The sequence below is a fragment of the Seohaeicola nanhaiensis genome, assembly GCF_042654245.1.
Classification (GTDB): domain Bacteria; phylum Pseudomonadota; class Alphaproteobacteria; order Rhodobacterales; family Rhodobacteraceae; genus Seohaeicola_A; species Seohaeicola_A nanhaiensis.
Genome location: NZ_JBHSGI010000015.1, coordinates 24,017 through 42,300 on the forward strand (window position 1 = coordinate 24,017; position 18,284 = coordinate 42,300).

At 62.3% G+C, this 18,284-nt stretch carries 18 protein-coding genes; 13 read left to right on the plus strand and 5 right to left on the minus strand.

What is annotated here, in order from left to right; translation table 11 throughout:
* Positions 1-71: 71 nt before the first annotated feature.
* Both ACFO5X_RS13240 and ACFO5X_RS13245 read right to left on the minus strand, forming a co-directional pair.
* Positions 72-878 carry a DUF1403 family protein gene (locus ACFO5X_RS13240; protein ID WP_380717947.1) on the minus strand — a complete coding sequence of 269 codons (807 nt, stop codon included), beginning with the start codon at positions 876-878 and terminating at the stop codon, positions 72-74.
* A gap of 248 nt (positions 879-1,126) precedes the next feature.
* Positions 1,127-1,861 carry a GntR family transcriptional regulator gene (locus tag ACFO5X_RS13245; protein WP_380717948.1) on the minus strand — a complete coding sequence of 245 codons (735 nt, stop codon included), beginning with the start codon at positions 1,859-1,861 and terminating at the stop codon, positions 1,127-1,129.
* A 406-nt stretch (positions 1,862-2,267) separates the two neighbouring features.
* Here ACFO5X_RS13245 and repA point away from each other — a divergent pair, with 406 nt between their 5' ends.
* From repA to ACFO5X_RS13270, 5 genes are all read left to right on the plus strand, one after another.
* Positions 2,268-3,452 carry a plasmid partitioning protein RepA gene (gene repA / locus ACFO5X_RS13250; protein WP_380717949.1) on the plus strand — a complete coding sequence of 395 codons (1,185 nt, stop codon included), beginning with the start codon at positions 2,268-2,270 and terminating at the stop codon, positions 3,450-3,452.
* A complete protein-coding gene (repB, locus tag ACFO5X_RS13255; protein ID WP_380717951.1) occupies positions 3,452-4,417 on the plus strand; it encodes a plasmid partitioning protein RepB in 966 nt (321 codons plus the stop codon). Before repA ends, repB begins: the two co-directional genes overlap by 1 nt.
* Before the next feature lie 175 nt (positions 4,418-4,592).
* Entirely contained in the window at positions 4,593-5,942 is a 1,350-nt protein-coding gene (gene repC, locus ACFO5X_RS13260; protein ID WP_380717952.1) for a plasmid replication protein RepC, read from the plus strand.
* A gap of 62 nt (positions 5,943-6,004) precedes the next feature.
* Positions 6,005-6,262 carry a type II toxin-antitoxin system ParD family antitoxin gene (locus ACFO5X_RS13265; protein WP_380717953.1) on the plus strand — a complete coding sequence of 86 codons (258 nt, stop codon included), beginning with the start codon at positions 6,005-6,007 and terminating at the stop codon, positions 6,260-6,262.
* Positions 6,259-6,576, plus strand: coding sequence for a type II toxin-antitoxin system RelE/ParE family toxin (locus ACFO5X_RS13270; RefSeq protein ID WP_380717954.1), 318 nt, complete (start codon positions 6,259-6,261; stop codon positions 6,574-6,576). The genes ACFO5X_RS13265 and ACFO5X_RS13270 overlap by 4 nt, the downstream gene beginning before the upstream one ends.
* A gap of 7 nt (positions 6,577-6,583) precedes the next feature.
* Here ACFO5X_RS13270 and ACFO5X_RS13275 read toward each other — a convergent pair whose 3' ends face one another.
* The gene (locus ACFO5X_RS13275) at positions 6,584-7,636 is read right to left on the minus strand and encodes a tyrosine-type recombinase/integrase (protein ID WP_380717990.1); all 1,053 of its coding nucleotides are present in this window, start codon (positions 7,634-7,636) and stop codon (positions 6,584-6,586) included.
* A 401-nt stretch (positions 7,637-8,037) separates the two neighbouring features.
* Between ACFO5X_RS13275 and ACFO5X_RS13280 the strand changes: the two genes are divergently transcribed.
* A complete protein-coding gene (locus ACFO5X_RS13280; protein ID WP_380717955.1) occupies positions 8,038-9,261 on the plus strand; it encodes a response regulator in 1,224 nt (407 codons plus the stop codon).
* 532 nt (positions 9,262-9,793) lie between these two features.
* On the opposite strand, the gene ACFO5X_RS13285 is transcribed toward ACFO5X_RS13280, so the two are convergent.
* Positions 9,794-11,278, minus strand: coding sequence for an ATP-binding protein (locus tag ACFO5X_RS13285; protein WP_380717956.1), 1,485 nt, complete (start codon positions 11,276-11,278; stop codon positions 9,794-9,796).
* A 502-nt stretch (positions 11,279-11,780) separates the two neighbouring features.
* Complete coding sequence (locus ACFO5X_RS13290) at positions 11,781-13,145, minus strand: FliI/YscN family ATPase (RefSeq protein ID WP_380717957.1); 1,365 nt, start codon at positions 13,143-13,145, stop codon at positions 11,781-11,783.
* Positions 13,146-13,210: 65 nt separating this feature from the next.
* Between ACFO5X_RS13290 and flgB the strand changes: the two genes are divergently transcribed.
* The 7 genes from flgB to ACFO5X_RS13325 are packed head-to-tail and all read left to right on the plus strand — an operon-like array spanning position 13,211 to position 18,277.
* Complete coding sequence (gene flgB / locus ACFO5X_RS13295; RefSeq protein WP_380717958.1) at positions 13,211-13,615, plus strand: flagellar basal body rod protein FlgB; 405 nt, start codon at positions 13,211-13,213, stop codon at positions 13,613-13,615.
* An 11-nt stretch (positions 13,616-13,626) separates the two neighbouring features.
* Positions 13,627-14,037, plus strand: coding sequence for a flagellar basal body rod protein FlgC (gene flgC, locus ACFO5X_RS13300; protein WP_380717959.1), 411 nt, complete (start codon positions 13,627-13,629; stop codon positions 14,035-14,037).
* 10 nt (positions 14,038-14,047) lie between these two features.
* Complete coding sequence (locus ACFO5X_RS13305) at positions 14,048-14,374, plus strand: flagellar hook-basal body complex protein FliE (protein ID WP_380717960.1); 327 nt, start codon at positions 14,048-14,050, stop codon at positions 14,372-14,374.
* 12 nt (positions 14,375-14,386) lie between these two features.
* Positions 14,387-14,656 (plus strand): flagellar biosynthetic protein FliQ, encoded by a 270-nt coding sequence (locus tag ACFO5X_RS13310; protein ID WP_380717962.1) that lies wholly within the window; start codon positions 14,387-14,389, stop codon positions 14,654-14,656.
* Entirely contained in the window at positions 14,653-15,432 is a 780-nt protein-coding gene (locus ACFO5X_RS13315) for a lysozyme family protein (RefSeq protein WP_380717963.1), read from the plus strand. The genes ACFO5X_RS13310 and ACFO5X_RS13315 overlap by 4 nt, the downstream gene beginning before the upstream one ends.
* On the plus strand, positions 15,432-17,519 hold the full coding sequence (gene flhA, locus ACFO5X_RS13320) for a flagellar biosynthesis protein FlhA (protein WP_380717964.1): 2,088 nt from the start codon (positions 15,432-15,434) through the stop codon (positions 17,517-17,519). The genes ACFO5X_RS13315 and flhA overlap by 1 nt, the downstream gene beginning before the upstream one ends.
* Positions 17,520-17,521: 2 nt before the next feature.
* On the plus strand, positions 17,522-18,277 hold the full coding sequence (locus ACFO5X_RS13325) for a flagellar biosynthetic protein FliR (protein ID WP_380717965.1): 756 nt from the start codon (positions 17,522-17,524) through the stop codon (positions 18,275-18,277).
* The last annotated feature ends 7 nt before the right edge of the window (positions 18,278-18,284 follow it).

Consider the following 18,284-nt stretch of genomic DNA (forward strand, 5'->3'; position numbering starts at 1 on the left):
ACCTGAAGGGTCAACTTGGAACCTCTGTCATCTGACCAGCGGGATAGAGTTTCCGGGTCCAAGAGGCAAGATCAGAGACCGTAAAGGCGAAAGGCACTTCGGCCGGTCAGCTCTCGGATGGCGCCGAGGGTGCACAGGCGGTCGCAGAGACGGCGGGCGGCGCGGTCGGTCATCGGAGTGGCGGTGTGGCGGATCTGGGGAGAGAGAGCGATTGTTGGCGAAAGGGCGTCTTCGGTAAGGAAAAGCCACAGCGCCTGAGCCGAGGGTTTCGCGCGGAGTTTGGGCGCGATGGAGGCCAGATGCGAGGCACGGCGGGTCAGGTCGGTGGCGAGGATCAGAGCCTGCCTGCCAGCATTCATCAACGCCTGGTGGAGGGCTGCGCCGTCGGGGTCAGCTCGCCTGAGAGAAGTCGAAAGTAGTGGCAGCGGGTGGGGCCAGCGGAGGGCGGCCGCGAGGGCCGAGTCTGCGGCCATGGTGGCGGCAGGGAGGTCGGCAGGATCGGATCCGGCGAGCGCAGTGATGGCTGCGCCGAGGGGAGAGATCCCTGAAGGGCCGGCTGTGATCGGAGTGCGGGCCCAGGTGCGGAAGCTGGCGAAGACGGTCCCGCCGGGGCCGAGGGTATCGCCGGGGCGGGCGAGGTGGACCTCGTCACGGAGCTGGGCTGCACGCTCGGGCCGGCCGAGGGCGATCATGGCGGTTTCGGCGGACTGGAGGGCGAGGCGGTCGCGGAGGAGGCCCTGCGGGACGTCGGGGTGATGGACAAGAATATCGAGTATGGCCAGCAGGGCGCCGGTGCGGAAGGGGGCGTCTTCCGGGGCGCCGCCACGGCGGGGAGCGAGCCAGGAGGGGAGCTTGGGGAGAGGGGCGGTTGGGGTCATGGAGGAGAGGTTAGCCTGACGCGAGGGCCGACGCCACGGGGTGTTCGTGGTCTTATTTCGGGGCAATTTTTGGATGTCCCAGCTAGGACGGGGGGTCATGTATTTGAAAATAAAAGATGTTTCGAATGTACCTGCTTCTTGGTTAACGTCGTAACGAATAGCCAAAGCGAATTCCGTGCACCTTGAGCGGAGTGTCAGCTTTTGTAGTTGCCCCCTCCCCTCCCCTCCCCTCTTTTCGAACCGCCGGTTCAGGGCGCGGAAGGTGCGACGAGAGCACCGCCATTTTCGTGATAGAGTTCTATCGCCTCTCGTGAGGCGATATGGCTGGCGCGCATGATAGCGCCGGCCAGATGCGCCTGACCGCCGGAGTAGGCTTTCACCAGTTGAACGTGATCTTCCATTGATTGCGCCAGCCGGCCCGGTTGTGCAATCGCCAGGCGTCGGATTGCCAGCATCCGCAGAAGGAGGGAATCGTGAATGCGTTTGGCTGTGCGATTGCCGGATATGCGGGTCTCGATCTCGTGGAAGTGCACCGAAAGCCAGGTGAAGGCGGTCGGGTCCCCCCGTTCGACTGCTTGTCTCATGTAGGTGAGCACCTGTTCCAGCATCGCGATTTCCCGCTCCCCTGCCCTTTCGGCGACTTCCGTTGCAATCAGTTCGAAAATCACCGTGCGGGTCGTATAAGCCTCGCGCACGTCCTGAATGGTGTGAACGTGCGCTGTTGGCCGGCGTCTGGGTGGTAGATCGACGAGCCCTTCGCGGTCGAGCAGCAGGAGTGCCTCGCGGACGGGAGTGCGACTGGTCTGATAGCGTCGAGCGAGATCGACTGTGTTGAGATCGTGCCCGGGAGGGATGTGACCCTCGACGATTTCGGCGCCGATTTCGGATGCGATCCGCGGCACGAGCGATGGGCGGTCGTGGCGTTCGGCGACGATCCGGTGGATCACCCGGCGGGCCTGTGCCAGCGACTCAGCACGGGTCATAGGCCCCCTGCCCGGCACGAGTGCATTGAAAAGCGCCGCCGTTCCGCTGCGCGTCCTGTCTGCGTGTGTCGTCTGGTCGTGGCCAGTCTCGAGTCCGGCACACATTTCCGCCCCCCCACTTCAGGCGATTTGAAGTATGCACACCCAGCAGTCAGTTAAAATATTTCCGTTACGTCGATTCTTTTGCGCGGCTGCGGGGGGTGCTTCTGGCAGCGTTTCTTTTTTCGGATGTAACGCGTGTTTGGTTTACAACTGTAAACCTGTCTGTTCTGATGGACCGCATATAGTCGGGTTGCTGTAGTACAGACACTAAATCAGCGAAAATCCTTGACTTAGTCTCGTGAATCACTGCTTTTGACCTCAAGTGGCGCGAAAAAGGCCACATTTCAGAATTTGGGGCAACCACATGATTCCGGTGACACCACTGACGACAGAGCGACCCTCTGCCTTAGCCACCGAAATTTCCGAGCGGTTGAACGCGGCCATCCGCGAGCATCTGCTTGCTGCCTTTGCCCCCGACAACAAGAAGACGCTGCGCAGTTTTGCGGCGCCGGAGGCCGCCGCTTTGCTGGGCGTTTCCGGACAGTTCATGCGGAAGGTGCATTCCGAGGGCACTATTCCCGAACCAAGCGAGATCCGTAGCGGGCGCCGGTATTACTCGGCCCAAGAGATATGGACCGCACGTGAGATCCTCGAACAATCGTCGCGCAAGAAGGGTCGATATGTCCCCCGCAGACGTGGCGACGAGAAGCTGCAGATCTGGCAGCTGATGAACTTCAAGGGTGGGTCGAGCAAAAGCACGATGACGATTCACCTGGCACATTATTTCGCGTTGCGCGGCTATCGTGTGCTTGCGCTTGACCTTGACCCGCAGGGGTCGCTTACGTCGATGTGTGGCATCAGTCCCGAAATCGAGTTCGATGGGCTGACGATTTATGACGCTATCCGGTTTGACGACCCTGTTCCGATGGCGGATGTGATCGTTGAGACCTATTTCCCGGGGCTTTCTCTGGCGCCGTCGCGGTTGTTGCTCTCGGAATTCGAGACGGAATCTGCGGTGCATTCGAACCCGGATCAGCCATTCTTTACCCGAATTCGCAACGCCCTGGCGCAGGTGGAGGGCGAGTTTGACCTCGTGCTCATGGATAGCCCCCCGCAACTGGGGTTTCTGACAATATCCGGCATGGCGGCGGCCAGTTCCCTGATCGTGCCGCTCACGCCCTCGATGCTGGACGTGTCTTCGACCGCGCAGTTTCTGGAACTGGCGGGCGCCTATATGGGCGTGATCGAGGAAGCCGGAGCCGCGCTGCGCTATGATCATTTCAAGTTTCTGATCACGCGCGATGAGCCGACGGATGTCCCTTCGCAACAGCTCACTTCGTTCATGCGGGCGTTGTTTCAGGACCGGGTCATGTCGGCTACAGCGCTGAAGAGCACGGCGATCAGTGACGCAACGATGCTTAAACAATCGATTTACGAGGTGGTGCGGTCGGAAATGACGCCCGCGACATACGACCGGGCGAAAAGCTCGATGGATGCGGTTGGCCATGAGGTCGAGCAGATGATGCTTCAGGCATGGGGACGTGTGTGATGGCGCGAAAGTCTTTGAGCGACATGTCGGGGATTGCCAGCACGATCGCGCGGTCTGGCGCAGGTACTGGCGACAAGCGGCAGCGCACCGGTGCTCCGGCCTTGGGCGCGCTCCAGGGATCGCTGGCCGCGATCCGCGAAATCGATCCCGCGCTGATCGATGACTGGGGACCGGTGGACCGGCTGGACGAGTTTACAGCTGTAAACGCCGAAGATGACGACGACGGGTTTGAGGCGCTCAAAGCGAGTTTGCGGGAAACCGGGCAGCAGGTGCCGATCCTGGTGCGGCGGTCCAAGAGCGACGGCCGATTCGAGGCGATCTACGGGCGGCGTCGCCTGAGGGCCTGCCGCGAGCTTGGCGTCAAGGTGCGGGCCAATGTGCAGGATCTGGACGATTCGACGGCGTTGCTTGCGAAGGGGCTGGAGAACGCAGCGCGGCGCAATCTGTCGTTCTACGAGAAGGCGCGGTTTGCTGAGGCGATCCAGGCGGCAGGTCATGATAGTGCGACGGTGCGCCAGGTGCTCAACCTTTCCGCCTCGGGTCTGTCGCATCTGGGGCGGGTGACGCAGAACATTCCGCGTGCTGTCGGCGATGGCATCGGGTCCGCGCCGCGGTCGGGGCGGCCGAAATGGACGGCGCTGGCCGATCTGTTCGCGTCGGGAAAGGTCACCGAGCAGGTGGCGCTGGATCTGTTGCGGCGGGCTGGCGCCATGGGGTCGGATGATCGGCTGGAGTTCCTGTTGCGCGAGGCGGTGAAACGCGGCGCACGGCCGGCGGGGAGCACGACGGAGACCGAGGTGCTGGAGGGCGTCACGGTGCGGTCGGGGCGCGGCGGCGTGTCGCTGACAGTGCGCCGATCCGGCGAGAGCGCGGCGTTCGCCGCGTGGTTGGATGACCATCTGGCTGAAATCATCAAGCAATCCTACGCCGCATTTACAGCTGTAAATGCGAAGGATGAAACCTGAGGTAGAGCAGAAAGGAGGAAGGCGACCAAAGAAAAACCCCCGAAACCGGAGCTTCGAGGGCTGCTGCGCAGAGCGCATTTTCTAGCTTAGACACCTGGATTCTAGCAGCCACCGAATCGCCAAACAAGAGAAAACGCTCTGGGGCGAACGGGTAATTTTTGTTTGCCGACTAAAGATGAGACATTTCAACAATGCTCTGGAGAGAGCGACCGGGCCTGTAGAGCCCCGGATCGATAGAGTTTTGCCTAATGTGGGCCAATCTACCGGGTGGCGGAAGGCAACGGCTGGGCTGGTGATCGCAGAACGTCTGGCTGAAGCGGGGGAGCTCGGGGATGTCCCGAAGTCGCGGGCGTTTCTCGCGGTCAAGCGGGTCGGAGCACACGTGGGGCTGAAGGCCGGGGACATGATGTTGCTGGATACGCTGGGTGCGTTCACTCAGACCCAGGACTGGGCCGCGGGACAACGCCCGATCGTCTGGGCCTCGAATGCCTATCTGATGGAACAGACCGGTTTTTCGCTTTCGGCGCTGAAGCGGCACGCGAGACGGCTGGCGGAATTGGGGATGATTGCCTTCCAGGACAGCCCCAACGGCAAGCGCTGGGGCCGCAGGGATGCCGAGGGTGTCATCGTGGAAGCCTATGGCTTTGATCTGTCGCCCTTGTCGGCGCGTGCCGAGGAATTTGAGCGGCTTTATGAGAGGCTTCAGGCGGAGCGCGCGATCTGTCAGCGGCTGAGACGTCAGATTACCGTCGCGCGGCGCATGATCCGAGCCCGGTTGGAGGCCGCACAGAGTGCGGTCCAGGCGGGGCCATGGGCCCAGCTGTGGCAGGTCTTCGAGGAACAGCTGGCGCGGCTGCCTTCGCGCCACGAAACTGCTGAGACGCTGGAGGCTGCCTTGGCCGGCTTCAAAGCGTTGCAGAAACGTGTCGAGGCAGCTTTTCTGGCTGTGGTTCAGCCTGTGGGCACGTCCCAGGTACTGAGCGAACAAGATGCTGAACTGATTCAGAAAATGAACCCCAGGGAGGCCAGTTCCGAACCGCATATACCAACTACAAATCAACTTGATCCTGTACCCTGTAATTCCTCAGAACATGAGGAAACCGGCCGCCGCGCTTCAACTTGCGGATCAGGCACTGGCACGGATGGCGGGCTGGAAGAATGGGTTGCGGCAACGCGGCGGAAACGAACAGCGTTGGATTTGCCCACAATCCTGCAAGCCTGTCCGGAATTCACCGGGTGGGCCAGAAACATCGGTGACTTCGTGCGCGATTGGAGCGATCTGAACCGGATCGCCGGACAACTGCGGCCGATGATCGGCGTTTCGGAACATGCCTGGGCTGTGGCGCAGGAACGATTGGGAAAACAGGTGGCCACAACAGCGCTTGTGCTGGTCTTCGAGAAACATTGTGCAGGTGAAGTGGCGTCGCCAGGTGGCTATCTGCGCGGCATGGTCGAGAAGGCCGGGGCAGGAGCCCTGCATCTGGAACGCAGTTTCTATGGCCGGCTGAGTGGCCGGGCGGCCTAAGGCTGCGCACCCATTGCCCGATAAAGGTCATTGGCATATATTGCCAAAAGGAGGCCGCGATCATGGTAACACGCAATGTCGTCCTGACCGACACTCAGGATGAACTGGTGCAGGCGCTGGTCGCCTCGGGCCGGTATCAGAATGTCAGCGAGGCGATGCGTGCCGGGCTGCGTTTGCTGGAACGGGAAGAGGCGCAGCTTGCCGGTTTGCGGCAGGGACTTTTGCACGGACTTTCGCAGGCGCGGGACCGCGAGTTGGCCGACGGCAGCGGTAAAGACGCCATTCGCCGGGCCTTTGCAAAGGCCCGTGGGGGGTCGTGAGGCGCAGCTTCCGTCTGACGCGCCGTGCCGAGGCGAGCCTGACTGACATTGCCCGCTGGACCATCGATCAATTCGGCCCGGCGCAGGCCGAGCGCTATGAATCAGAGCTTCTGGAACGGTGCGAGGCCATCTTGGCGGGAACCGTTCACAGTCGCAGTTGTGCGGTTCTAGTCGATGGGGCGGAAGATCTGCGGTTCGTTAGGGCAGGGGAGCACTTTCTGGTGTTTCTCGACGGCGCGGAAGAGGTCATCATCGTCGATATTCTCCACGGGCGCAATGACCTAGCGGGCCATGTAGCGCGGCTGATCGGGTGAGGGCGCTTCAGAGCCCTGCGGCTTTGGTCAGGTTCACACGGAACCGGTCGCGGCGTCGTTGATAGCGGCGTGTCATCTCGGCCGACGCATGTCCGAGATGCTTTTGCACATAGCGCTCATCGACTTCGGCCGAGCTGGCAAGACCGGCACGCAGGGAATGCCCGGAATAGAGTGCGAGTCGGTCGGACAGGGGGAGGTCGGGCCGCAGGTTGGCATCCTGTACCGTCTGCTTGATGAGACGGGCGACGTGTTTGTCGCTGAGACGGTCGGGAAGGGCCCTGCTACCGTCGCGCGACGTCCGCACGAAGACCGGGCCAAAGTCGATCCGGGAAAAGTGCAACCATTGTTCCAGCGCATGAACCGGGCAGGTCTGGTCGGAGGATCCGCGCCCGATTTCGACCTCGCGCCAGCCGGTCTTGGCGTTGAGAGTGAGGAGGGCACCATCGTCCATCACGTCGATCCAGCCGTCAGAGTCGGGCGTATCGTCCTTGTGAACATCAAGGCTGATGATTTCAGAACGGCGCAGACCGCCGGCATATCCGATGAGCAGAATCGCGCGGTCGCGGAGCCCGCGCAGGTCGAAGGGCAGGGTGGCCACCATCGCACGGATGTCCTCCGCAAGGATTGCCTCTTTCTGCACCGGGGGGCGGGCGTGTCGACGTCTGATCCCGGCCAGCACGGTGGCGATGTGACGGTTCTTGCGATCGAGGGTGAAGCCGCGCTGGGTATAGTTCCAGGACAGGCCGGAGAGGCGCCGCTCGATCGTCGACACCGAGAGGGCAGGGCTCTTGCCAGTGGGGGCGGCGAGATCGGCGAGGTAGAGGCCGATCATCTCGGGCGCGGGGGGCAGAGGATCGGTGCCCTTGAGGCGACACCAGGCGGAGAAATGGGCCCAATCCTTGTGATAGGCTTTGAGTGTATTGTCGGCCGCGGCGGCGCGGGCGTAGTCACGGGCGGTACCGACCAGACGATCAAGCGTACCGGAGCCGGCAACGGTGTCGGGCAGGGCTATTTCGCTATCTTTGGGCGGTTCTTGAGGCATGGCTGGGCCGGTTTCCATATAGTCCGATAATGCAAACTTATTGGACATTGGTATGTCATTCAAGCGGCGGCGGTTTCCGATTTTCTGGCGCTACAAATGCGCCGGGCGTCAAGGTCGCAGGCGCAACTGGCAGTTGATTCGCTGCGAGACGCTGTCGCGGAGGCCTGCCGGAGCGCGAAAGTGCGGATAGCCCAATTCGTTTAAAGGGAGAGTGACTCACCCGTTGGCATCCATTGGAAAATCGGGAAATAGGCCCGAAAATGGCCTTATTTCGCAACGAATTTGCCTCAATTTCTTGATGATATGTCTGAGATAACAGTTTCCAAGGGATCACAATCCACCCCCGCAACTTTCAGTTGAACATGTATTCCAACTATGTTCCGCTGGCCGTGGGGGCACAAGAACGACGGGAGTCAATCGTGGTGCTTGCCCACATTCTCATTGGTACGATTGCCGGGTTGATCAGTTTCGTGGCGGCCATGGCTCAGGGCGCGACCTTCTGGTCGGCGCTGCTTGTCTATAGCGCCGTCGGCGCCAGTGCGACGCTTCTTACCGCAGTCATGCAGTTCGCGCTTGGGCGCAGCGGTGCGGGCGAAGCGGCCGAGTTGACGGCGACGACCGGTTTCGGCGCGATGCCGATCGAGGTGACGGCAGAGACTGCGCCCGAGGAGGTCGGTCCACGGACGATGCGCATCCTTGCAGTGGACGACGACCCGTTCATTCTGGAACTGGTGCCGAAGATCGCCGGGATGGTCGGTTGTGACAACATCACCGTTGCGACCTCGGGGCCGGAGGCGCTGGACATCATCGCAAAGGCCGAGGCGCCGTTCGATTGTCTGCTGCTCGACATCAACATGCCGAAGATGGACGGCATCGAGCTGTGTTCGCGCATTCGCAAGCTGGACGACTATCGGGATACGTCGATCATCATGCTGACGGCGATGACCGATCTCGATCACCTGGACCGCGCGTTCCGCGCCGGGGCTTCGGATTACACAACGAAACCGTTCGACATCATCGAGTTCGGCGACCGGCTGAAGACGGCGCAGAAACGCACCGACGACAACTGGGCGCGGGCGCATCTGCCCGAGGCGAACAACGTGGAACCCGATGCGGACAACGACTGGGGTTCGGGGCGGATCGCGGCGCTCGCTTCGGTGCCGGCGATGATCGGCTATTCGGCGCTGCAGAACTATCTGACGCGGCTGTCAGGACCGGCGCTGGCCGATGCCTTCGTGATGGGCATCAATGTGGACCAGACCCAGGCGCCGGCGGACGATACGCAGCCGGTTGTTCCGCTGCGGACCCTCATTCTGCTGGCGCGGGCCATCGACGAGGTATTCAAACCGTCGAAATACATGATGGCATACGCGGGCAACGGGCAGTTCGTTCTTGTTTCCGGGGGGCAGAGCCTGCCCCGCGCGGCAGCCATCGAAGGCGCGATCCAGGAGAATCTGGCCCGCAAGAGCGGCAACATCAAGCTGGATGGCGCGATTTCGGTGGGCACTGCGGTACGGCCGACCGGTGGCCGGATGCGTCGGGCGCGGATCGCGTTCGAGAGCGCGCTGAACAATGCCGATATGCGCGCCGCGGGCAAACGGGGCGAGTATCAGTCGCCACTGCGGCAACAGTTGGGGGCGTAATCTCGACCGGCCATTTGTTGTGGCCAGTCGGTCCACCAACGACGCTATGAGCCAGGAGGGTCGCCCATGGGCGGCCCTTTCGCTGTACGCGCACCCGTCTCTGGTCGCACCAGTCAGTAGTGGCGTCGCTTGGCCGGGGCCGTGGACCGTGTGGTCTGCCAGAGACTCTGACGGCTATTCACTTCGATGAGCGCGACCCCAGCCTTCCTCTGACTTCGCTGAAAGCGGGCTTTCCAGGCCATCCCCGAGGCGGGCGAGATGGCATCCAGAGAGAGGGCAGGGGTGTGCCAGCTGAGGTCAGGGTTGGGTGACTGTGGCAAGCGATCATGCTGTGATGGGAGGCGGTTCGCTGCATAACGTTATCCGGCGCGGTGAAAGAGTGCGGCGGTTCGTTCAGCTGGACCAGAGGCAGCGATTTGCATGGCGCTGGTGTGTTTGCAGGTCATGGAAAATGCGAACAGGCGCGGGATACGCGCCTGTGCGATGTGTTCGTTGACGTCGGGTGAGTGCAACAGGCAGCGGCGCTCGCCCCCTAGTGACTGACCATCACGGGCTTTTGCTCTGTCTTTTCGGCCTTGGCCGGAAAATCGACATGGAAGACTGTACCTTCGCCCTCGACGCTGTCGAAACCGATGGCGCCTGCCTGGTGTTCCATGATCAGCTGGCAGATATAGAGACCCAGACCGGTACCATTGACGTTGCGCGACTGGCCGGAGGCCTGGACGAAACGCTGGAAAATCCGTGGTTGCAGATCGGCCGGAATGCCCTTGCCGAAGTCGCGCACATTGATGCGGACACGCTCTTCGGTCTGTTCCATGGAGACCTCGATCCGGCCGCCGGGCGGCGAGAACTTTGCTGCATTCGACAGGAGATTGGTGAGAACCTGCAAGGTGCGGTCGAAATCGTATTCGGCGAGAATCTCGGGGTCGAAATTCTTTTTCTGAACCGAAACGTCGAAGCGGCTGGCAAAGGGTTCGTTGGCGACGATCGCTTCGTCCAGCACGTTGATCAACGGCGCGCGCTTGAAATTGAATTCCATCTGACCGGCCGCGATCTTTTCGACATCGAGGATGTCATTGACGATATTCACCAGCCGGTCGGCGTTGCGGTGAGCAATCGACAGCATCGACCGCGCCTTGTCGGACATTTCTCCGGCGGCGTTGGACAGCAGCAGGCCCATGGCGCCCTTGATCGAGGTCATCGGCGTGCGCAGTTCGTGACTGATCGTCGAAAGCAGTTCGGACTTGGCCTGCTCGATCCGTTCCTGATCCGTCGTGTCGCGCATGACGATCACCACACGATTGGTCCCGTCGGCACTGCGAATGAGGTTCTTGCGCACGTCATATGGCACACCATTGATACGACGGATGCTGTTGATCTGTTCGACCTCACCGCGCATCAATGTCCCCAGCCGTTCGCGGAATTCGACGACGTCGAATTCTGGATCGTTGTCCCACAGAAACTTGGAGCGACAGTCCTCCTCGCTCCACCCGGTGCGCGAGAGCGCCGCCCTGTTCATGTAGGTATAGGCGAGGGTTTCGGCGTCGACCATGTAGACCTCGTCGCCCAGGCCATCCAGCATGGAGTAGAGATCCCGTTGCTCTGAAGCCGCTTTGGTGGCGGTGATATCTGTGCGGATCGAGATCGAGCCGAGCAATTTTCCATTGCGATCGAGCCGCGGGAGGATGGTGGCCAGAGTCCATATGAAATCACCGTTCTTGCAGCGCAGCCGCATCTCGCCGGACCAGGGACGTCCCCTGTCGAGACCATCGCGGATCTCTTCGAACAGCGCCTGATCTTCCTCGAAGTAGAACATGCTTGTGGGTTTGCCGACCACCTCTTCGGCGGTGTAACCGGTCGCCCTCAGCTGGTTTTCGTTCACGTGAAAGATGCCGGCCTTGGGATCGGAGAGCGCAACCATGGAGTGGCTGTTCAGCGCCTCGGCCTCGTGTTGGAGGTTGCTCATCATGCGCCGGCCGCTGCGAAAATCGATCAGCGGAACGAAAATGAGCGCCATGGCGCCTGACGCGAGAACCAGAGCCAAAACCGGCGAAATATGCTCGTGAATGACATGAGCCGAGCTCACTACGGCGGCGGTGACTGCCACGGAAATGAGCGCAATCTGTATATTTGTCTTGCCTGCCAGCATAATACTGTGCCTCGTCCTCCGCCCGTTCTGGTCGGGTCCCTAATCGTGTGGCTCATTGTGCCCCACCCCCATCCGAGCCACAGGTGCGGGGGTGCTTCGCGTAATGCGGTGACTGATGCGCAATAATAGCGTCGCGAAAAAGGCAAAACTGAGGTTTCGGGCCGAGAAAATCGGTAAACGTGCTGCCGTTACGTCAGGAAGAAACAATTCTCTCTGGAGAACAGCGGGTTTCCGCTGTTTCGTGACGTTTTCAGGACAGTGCCAAGGTGACGCGAATTGGTGTCACGGACAGCTGATTTCGACCGCGTTGCGCCCGGAATTGCATGATTTAGTCCGGAAAGAGGCATGTGTCGGGTGACGCGCTAGCGCATCATGCGATTTCGGGTGCGGCGGGGAGGTCGACCTGGACGCCGGCTTCTCCGAGCAGGCGGTAGAGCGTGGCGAAGGTTTCTTCTGAGGCGGTGAAGTCGCCCTTGCGCTGGTTCAGGAAGGCCTCGGCCGGGGCGAAGAAGCGGATGGCGGCATCGACCTCGGGATCGGCCCCGGAGCGGTAGGCGCCGATGCGGATCAGCTCTTCCATATCGGCGTAGCGGGCGAGGGTGCGGCGGGCGGCCTGGAAGATGGCGAGCTCGTCTGGGCGGTGGCAGTCGGGTAGCATCCGGCTGACCGAGCGGTAGAGGTTGACGGCGGGAAAGCGGCCGCGTTCGGCGATGTGGCGGTCGAGCACGACGTGACCGTCCATGATGCCGCGCACGGTGTCGGCGACGGGTTCGTTCATGTCTCCGCCATCAACGAGCACGGTGTAGATGGCGGTGATGTCGCCTGTGCCTTCGGGGCCGGGGCCTGCGCGTTCCATCAGCTGCGGGAGTTCGGAGAAGACGGTGGGGGGGTAGCCCTTGGTCGTCGGAGGTTCGCCGCCGGAGAGGCCGATCTCCCGCTGGGCCATGGCGAAACGCGTGACGCTGTCCATAAGGAGCAGGACCTGCAGGCCGCGGTCGCGAAAGTATTCGGCTACCGCGGTGGCGGTCCAGGCGGCTTGGCGGCGCATCAAGGGCGGTTCGTCGCCGGTGGAGACAACGACGACCGAGCGGGCGAGCCCCTGGGGGCCGAGGTCGGACTGGATGAAGTCCTGCACCTCGCGGCCACGCTCGCCGACGAGGCCGACGACGATGACGTCGGCGGCAGCCTGGCGGGCGAGCATGGCCATCAGGGTGGACTTGCCGACGCCCGAGCCGGAGAAGACGCCCATTCGCTGGCCGCGGCAGAGCGGGGTGAAAACGTCGAAGATCTTGATTCCGGTTTCCAGCCGCTCGCCGGTGCGGCGGCGGTCGAAGGCGGCGGGAGGCGGTCCCTTGACGTCGCGGGCGCGAGGGCCCTCGATCAGCGGGCCCTTTCGGTCGAGCGGTTCGGCCAGCGCATTCATGACGCGGCCTTTCCACGAGATATCGGGGCGGATGGTGTCGCCGCGCGGACTGAGCGAGACGGGATCGCCGGCGCTGACGCCGATCCAGTTCCCGAACGGCAGCACGTGGGTGCCGTCGCCGTCGACTCCGACCACTTCGCCCAGGACCGGACCGCGGGCTCCATGGACGACGCAGCGGTGACCGACCCACATCGCCCGTTCCAGTCCGACAACGGTAAGCGTCAGTCCGACAACGGCACTTACCTCGCCAACAATTCTTGAACTATCCACGGATCGGACAAGTGTTGATAGCTCGGAAAAGGCTTTCTGCATGTATAATCCGCTGGTCTCGGAGGTTAATCCATGATACTCATGAATTAACGGAAAGGAAAGGTCCCGTGAAGCTCGAATCCATGTCCTTCTTCAGTCTGGCCTCGCGGAAGATGGAGTGGCTGACCGCGCGGCAGAAGGTCGTCGCGGAGAATGTCGCGAATGCGGATACGCCGGGATACAAGGCCCGCGACGTCGCGCCCTTCGAGAACATGCTGACTTCCACGACATCGGGCACGCATGTGGCGCGCACGGCCGCCGGCCATATCGCGAGCACCGATCCGGTGGCTCCCGGCCTTGAGGTCGTGGAGGACGAAGCGGCATGGACCAGCACGAGCATCGACGGAAATTCGGTGGTTCTGGAGCAACAGGCTATTCAGGCCACCGAGATCAGCGAGAATTACCGGCTGGCCGCCAGTCTCTATCGCAAAGGATACGAGCTGGTGACGCTGGCCGTCACGGGCATCAGGTAAGCGAGCAGATCATGGACCCATTGAAATCCATTGCCCAGATCGCGGCCAGCGGGATGCATGTGCAGAGCGCGCGTCTTCAGGTGGTCGCGGAGAACGTCGCGAATGCCGATACAACCGCGAAGGCCGAGGGTGGCGATCCCTACCGGCGCAAGACGATCAGCTTTGAAGAGTATCTCGACCGAGAGTCGGGGCTGAACATGGTCCGGGTGGCGGATGTGGGCCGCGACAATTCGGCTTTTGCCTTGCGCTATGACCCGTCGCACCCGGCGGCGGACAAGGATGGTCTGGTAAAGATCTCCAACGTGAACCCGATCCTCGAGATGGCCAACATGCGCGAGGCATCGCGCAGCTATGAGGCCAACCTCAACCTGTACGAGGCCGGGCGCAAGATGCGCGGCATGATGATCGACCTCTTGAAGTGAATAAGGGCCCATGGCGGAGATCAGCACCACCATCGTGAACGGGGGCGCCGTAACGGGCGCCTATCGCAATTCGTTCAATCTTAAGGGCACGCAGCCGCTGCCCGATACGGAAAAGGCCGGCAGTTCGTTCGCCGAAATGGTGCGCGAGGCGGCGACCGATGCGGCGCGGACGATGCGCGAGGCCGATGCGGTGGCGCGTTCGGGCCTGGCCGATGGCGCCACCACGCAGGAAGTGGTGCAGGCGACCATCGCGCTGGAATCCACCGTCAAGGTGGCGGTGGCGATGCGGGACAAGCTGGTCGCAGCCTATCAGGAAATCATGCGGATGCCGATCTGAGGGAACGACCCGGTGAGTGAAGGCGATACCTACGACATTCTGTCCATGACCTTCCTGACTGTTCTCTATGGCTCGGGACCGATCATGATTCTGGCGCTGGTGGTCGGACTGGCCATCGCATTCTTCCAGGCGCTGACCCAAGTCCAGGAAATGACGCTGACCTTCGTGCCTAAGATCGTCGTCATCATGCTGGGACTCGTGGTGCTGACGCCGCTGATGTATCTTGTGCTGAAGCGGCTCTCGGATCAGGTGTTCGACATGCTGATCGTCGGTGCGCCGTGACCGCGTGGACGCGCCTGTGGGCTTTCGTTCTGGCGGGCACTGCTGCCGGGCCTGTGGTGGCCGGCGGCTGGGAGGGTCTCTACACGTTCGCCGAGGTGCCGCACGTCGAGGTGGCCCTGCCCGAAGAGGCGGTCTGCGTGCGCGAGATCCTGGATGCGCAGGAGCTGTACAACATCCCGAACAACCTGTTGCTGGGCATCGGCCTGCAGGAGGCGGGGATTCGGCTGGGCGATCTTTATACGGTTTGGCCCTGGTCGGTGAACGCTGCGGGCGAAGGGCGGATTTTTGACAGCCGGTCGGCCGCGATCGACTGGGTGCGCGAGAGGCGGGCGCAGGGCGTGACCTCGATCGACATCGGCTGCATGCAGGTGAACCTGCAATGGCACCCGGACGCGTTCGAGGCGTTCGAGGCCGGGTTCGAACCGGCTCGCAATGTCGAATACGCCGCGCGGTTCCTGCGTGATCTCTATTACCAGACGGGAGACTGGGAATTGGCGGCGGGATCCTATCATTCGTTCACACCGGCCCTGCGGGAAACGTATCTGACGTCACTGCGCCAGAACGTGGTCTCGGCCAATGCCAATATCGAGGTCTTCCGGCAGATCGCGGGTACCCTGGGCGCGACGGCCGAGGAAGTGGTGCCAGTGGCGGCGCAGGGGGGAATCCTGTGGTCTTCGGGGATGAGCCGGGTCAAGCAGGGCGAGGACGGCACGCGCAGCCTGTATTCCAATCGGGCACTGCTGCCAGTGCTGCCGCAATTCCTGAAGGGTGAGTGATGGCCGTCGTGGCGCCTGAGAAAGAGCTGGTCGGCCAGGGTCTGGCGCATCGCGACGTGGCATTCGCCATCGGCGTGACGCTGGTTCTGGCGATGCTGTTCATTCCGCTGCCGCCGTTGATTCTGGACTTTGCGCTGGCGTTGTCGCTGTCGGTTTCGGTGCTGATCCTAATGGTGGCGCTTTGGATACCGAAGCCGCTCGAGTTCAACTCGTTTCCGACGCTTCTGCTTGTGGTGACGCTGCTGCGGCTGTCGCTGAACGTCGCGTCGACCCGGCTGATCCTTTCGGAGGGGCATACCGGCCCAAGCGCGGCGGGCGGTGTTATCGAGGGTTTCGCCAAGTTCATCGTGGCGGGAAACTTTGTCATCGGGATCGTGATCTTTGCAATTCTGGTGGTGATCAATTTCATCGTCATCACCAAGGGGTCAGGGCGGATCGCCGAGGTGGCGGCACGGTTCTCGCTGGATGCGATGCCTGGCAAGCAGATGGCGATCGACGCCGATCTCGGCTCGGGGCTGATAGACGAGGCCGAGGCGAAGCGGCGGCGGCGGGAGCTGGAGGGCGAAAGCGGGTTCTTCGGCGCGATGGACGGTGCGTCGAAATTCGTACGCGGCGATGCGGTGGCGGGGATCATCATCACGCTGGTGAACGTGGTGGGCGGAATCCTGGTCGGCACGATCCAGCACGATCTTTCGCTGATGCAGGCGGCAAACAGCTATACCACGCTGACCATCGGAGACGGGCTGGTCAGCCAGGTGCCGGCGTTGATCGTCTCGCTGGCGGCGGGTCTGATCGTGACCAAGGGCGGCACAGAGGGCGCGGCGAACGAGGCGGTGCTGAGCCAGCTGTCAAACTTTCCCAAGGCGATATTCGTGGCGGCCGGTCTGCTGCTGGCGATCGGCTGTCTGCCGGGGTTTCCGCTGTTCGTCTTCCTGCTGCTGTCGGGCGGGCTGGTGGCGCTGGGGCTGTACATGCAGCGGCTGACCCGACAAAAGACGCAGGCGGCGGCGCGCGCCGAGACGGAGCGGGCGCGCAGCGAGGCGAAGAGCCAGGAAGACGATCTGCGCACGACGATGAAGGTGGATGACCTGCGGCTGGATCTGGGCACGGCGCTGGTGCCGCTGACCAGCGGTTCTGACGCGGCGCTGCCAGGCAAAATCCGCAGTCTGCGCGGGCTGTTCGCGCGCGACTACGGATTTATCCTGCCGTCGGTGCGGATCAAAGACGACGCCGCGCTTGACGTGAACCATTATGCGATCTCGGTGCAGGGGGTCGAAGTGGCGAGGGGGCAGGTGCGGCCCAATCTGATGATGGTTCTGAACCCGGCCGACGCGCCGATTCATCTGCCAGGCGAAAAAGTCAAGGATCCGACCTTCGGACTGGACGCGATCTGGGTGGACCCGGCCAGCGCGGCGACGGCGGAGGCGCAGGGCTATACGGCGGTCGATCCCGAGAGCGTGATCACCACGCATCTGACCGAAGTGATCAAGGAACATATGCCCGAACTGCTGAACTATGCGGCGGTACAGGAGCTGATCGGGAATCTGGACCGCGATTACCAGAAGCTGGTGGGAGAGCTGTCGGGCGGAACGCCGGCGATCACCTTGCAGCATGTTCTGCAGGGGCTGCTGTCGGAGCGGGTATCGATCCGTAACTTGCCGCTGATCGTGGAGGCTGTGGCCGAGGTCGGGCGGCAGAGCACCAATGCGACGCTGATCACGGAACATGTGCGCAAGCGGCTGGCGAACCAGATCTGCCGGTCGCTGGCGGATCCGAGCGGGTTCATTCCGGTGATCACCATGAACAATGCCTGGGAGAAGGAGTTTCTGCAGGCGGTGCGCCAGAACGGAGACGAGCGGACCTTCCTGATGTCGCCGCAGCGGGTGCAGGAATTCGTACTGGCCGCGCGCCAGGCGATCCAGAATTTCGCGCAGAAGGACGAATGGCCGGCGCTGATGGTGGCACCCGAGGTGCGGACCTTCGTACGCTCGATGCTGGAGCGGGTCAGCCCGTCGACACAGGTGATCTCCCACAATGAGGTGCACCGGAAGGCAAACCTGCGCACCGTTGCCAGCGTTGGAAACTGAGCGTGGATCTGACCGCGCTCCTTACCTCGCAGGTGCTGGGGTATGCGCTGGTCTTCGCGCGGCTTGGGTCGGTCATGGTGTTCATGCCGGGTATCGGCGAGCAGATGATCCCGGTGCGGCACCGGCTGGCCATGGGCGTTGTCCTGTCGCTGGCGCTGTATCCCGCCACGCCGGTGGGCGCGCTGAACCTGCCGACGCCGCTGGATCTTTTTCCGCTGCTGGTGGTCGAGACGGCCATTGGCATATGGATCGGGCTGACTGCACGGATCCTGTTGTCGGCCCTGCAGCTGGCCGGCTATCAGGTCGGGTTGGTGTCGGGACTGTCCAACGCCTTCGCGCCGAACATCGGGTCGTTCGAGGGATCGACCTTGCTCGCCACCTCGCTGATGCTGACCGGGGTGACGTTGATATTTGTCACCGACTTGCATCATGCCATCCTGCAGGCGCTGCTGATGAGCTATGACGTCTTTCCGCCGGGCGGGATCATGCCTGGGGACATGGCGCAGCAGATCGTGCGCGCGGCGAGCCACAGCTTTTACATCGGGACCATGATCTCGGCTCCGTTCTTCGTCATGGGGCTGGTTTTGAACGTAGGGTTCGGCCTGGCCAACCGGATGATGCCGACCCTGCCCGTGTTTTTCGTTGCCGCGCCGCTGTTGATCGTGGCCGGTCTGTTCGTTCTCGTTGTCGCGGCGCCCGCGATGTTGCGGGCCTGGCTTGAGGATTTCTCGACCTGGCTTGGCATTCTGGCATTCTGAGGTAACC